This is a genomic window from Desulfovulcanus sp. (assembly GCF_982781345.1).
In genome coordinates this window covers 1-2,849 of record NZ_CEYAEZ010000109.1, presented here as the reverse complement: position 1 = coordinate 2,849, position 2,849 = coordinate 1, and the positions used below count along the sequence as shown (strand labels likewise).

The 2,849-nt window shown below is 42.3% G+C and carries 2 protein-coding genes; both read right to left on the bottom strand.

Annotated features, from left to right (window positions below):
* Nucleotides 1-236: 236 nt before the first annotated feature.
* The gene (locus AC3WVG_RS11310; RefSeq protein WP_488798223.1) at nt 237-2,621 is read right to left on the bottom strand and encodes a diguanylate cyclase domain-containing protein; all 2,385 of its coding nucleotides are present in this window, start codon (nt 2,619-2,621) and stop codon (nt 237-239) included.
* 43 nt (nt 2,622-2,664) lie between these two features.
* The coding region (locus AC3WVG_RS11305) for a hypothetical protein (protein ID WP_488798222.1) at nt 2,665-2,849 on the bottom strand (185 nt) is incomplete at its 5' end.

Genomic DNA, 2,849 nt, shown 5'->3' with positions numbered 1-2,849 from the left:
CACTCATCCCGATGCTCTGTTTTTCCGTAATCTTCCCTAAGATTGGGTTACCCAAAGCCCTTTGTAATGCATTTCAGAAACCGAGACTTTCAATCAGCGGATAAAAAGGGGTTTGGCCACAGGCTCTTAAATAAGAGTTTCGTTAAAGAAACATCTCAATTATTAGCACCTCCCTTAGTCCCACCTTGGTGGGATTTGACAGAGGGGAAGGAATGGATTGACATGGAAACAGTGGTTTAAGCTGTTATGCGTGATCTAGCCTTACGGGCTTGTTCTGTTTTGCCCTGGGCTTGCAGACTTTGGGCCAGGACTTCCCAAAAAGAGGCTATATCAGGTTTTAGACTCACACTTTGCCTGGCCAGAGTTTCTGCCACTTCAGGGTCATCACCGCTTTCAAGATAAATTCTGGCCAGGAGATTCAGAGCATAGGCATCTTTGGGGTTGTAAACGAGTGCCTGATGCAGGTATTCCCGGGCTTTTTCCTGTTCACCTTTTTTATGGGCCAGTCTTGCTAAATGTCTGGGGGCCAGTCCCTGACCATCCTTTGTTTGCTGGGCCCTTTGATAGTATTCCCAAGCTTTGCCAAGGTGACCTTTATTTTCTTCTATTTGACCCAGACGGAAAAGACTGAAGCTGTGTTCAGGGTCAAGTTGAAGGCATTGGTGAAAAGATTTTTCAGCTTCTACCAGTTCATCTAATTTCAGACAGGCACAGGCATAGTTGTACCGAGCCATGAGATTCTCTGGCTCACAGGAAATGATTTCCTGAAAAAGTTGTTTGGCCAAACCCAGATGACCCAATCGAGCATAACAAATCCCTAAGGAATTGCGGGCCAGATTATTATTTTCATCAGCGGCCAGAGATAGTTTGTATTCTTCCATGGCCTGGTAAATGTCTCCATGAGCAAAGAGGCGGTCAGCGCTAATGTTTAAGGAAATCGAGTCAAAACACGCTACCTTAGGTGGGTCGAGAAAGAGGGCATGGTCGAGGGCCTTGCGGCAATTGTCCAATAGATGCGACGGGCTAAAGTTAAGAAAAGGATAACAGGCCAAGCCAATACTCAAATTGAGGTCAAATTTTGCCTGGGCCTGTTTGGTTATCTCAAGAGCAAGGTCTAAAGCATGTTTCCTATCCACATTGGGGAGGTAAAATATAAGGCAATTTAGACTATATCGTCCTCCCAATGTCTTTTCAGGGAAAATTTTTCGGGCCATAAGAGATAGCTCCTGGACGAGCTTTTCTCCCTGGATGTCGCTGTTTCCTTTTTTCAATTCGTCCATGCGCACTAAAGCCATACTCATCAGTAATTCAGATTCTTTGACCCGGTTCCAGGTAGCTAGGAAGTCTCGAAAGGAATAAAGTCCTGTTAACAGATCTTTTTTAGTGTTTTTAGCTGTCCCTAAGCCCCCCTGGTCAACAATGTCTCCATCTTCAATCAGCGTCAGGCGGTCCCCTGGTTCTACTGACTTGGCCGGATCGTTAAGAAATAAAATCTCAGCAATAGAAACTTCGTCCTGGACTTCAATAATTGCTATTTCTCCTTTGGGTATAAGAGGATAGTGGTCCCCTGGTTTGTTTAGTTCTACCTCTACAGAACCTGTTTTTTGGGACCAAACCAAAAATCTTTGGCCTTCCCGGGCATCAACATATTTGCCCAGGTTTAGGATTAGGCGGCCTAAAGGCAGGGTTTTTAAAATTAGTCCTCCTTGAGATAGAATCTGGCCAAAGGAATAAACTTGGTTCCCCCCATTTCTTTTGGCTGCATCCAGTGTTCGCTTTGCTTTTTCCACTAAGATGTGAGTTAATTCCGTACCAGTCTTTTGAAATTGAGGTCCAAAAATATCTTCAGGGAAATTGACTATGCCAAAACTTGCACAAACAGAAACCTGTTCGTCTGAGAGGGGATAAGAAAAGATAAGGTTTGAGATGTTTGTTTTAAGTTTTTTAGCTAGCTTTATACATTTACGCGGGGAAGAGTGGGGATAGAAAAGGGCAAAAGTATCACCTTCTATGCGGGCCAGGACTGATTTTTCCGGACAGAGCTTTTTCAATTCTTCACCAATGCGCCTTAAAACTTTATCTCCAAATTCATAACCAAAGTTGTCATTGATTACATGAAAACGGTCCAAATCAATAAGGATGATTCCAAAAGTGGCACTATATTCGTTTAGACTTGCGTCCAGGCTGGAGTTTGGCCCCAATGTTATGTTGGCCAAAATGAGTTCAATCTCATCTTCAATGGTTTTTTGGAGAAAGTTATGATTAAAAAGACCTGTTAAGGGATCTATTATGCTTGTTTTATAGAGATAGAGCTTATCCAGACATAGGGAGGTCATGGTAACCAGATAAGGCAGTAAGGATTTAACCTGGGCAGAGTCTACATCTCTGGCTACAAAAAGGCCAAGAAAGTTGTTTCTGAAAACCAAAGGCAAAAGCAACCTGTCTTTTTCCAGAATAGGTTTTAGTTGTTCATTGCCTTTTACCTGGTTAGGGATTGTTTGTGGGAAATACAGGCTGTGCGAGGTAAAAAGAAAAATTTCTCTTAAGAATTTTTGCAAGACAGGCTCAAATTGAATGAGATCATTTTTGTCCAGAGTGATCTGGTTTTGATTTTTTTCCATTGGTTTTATAATGTTGGATTTAGGAAATTATGTTTGAGTTTCACTATAGGATAGTAAGGCCTAGACAGTGAACAATAGACAAATAGACAAAAAAGAGCAAAAAGGCTAGTGAGTTTGTTGAGCTTATTGAGTTTTGCCCTAATTCCCATTTTAGACCAAAGAGCCTGTGGCCAAACCCCATTTTAACCGCTGATTGAAAGTCCTGGTTTCTGAAATGCATTACAAACG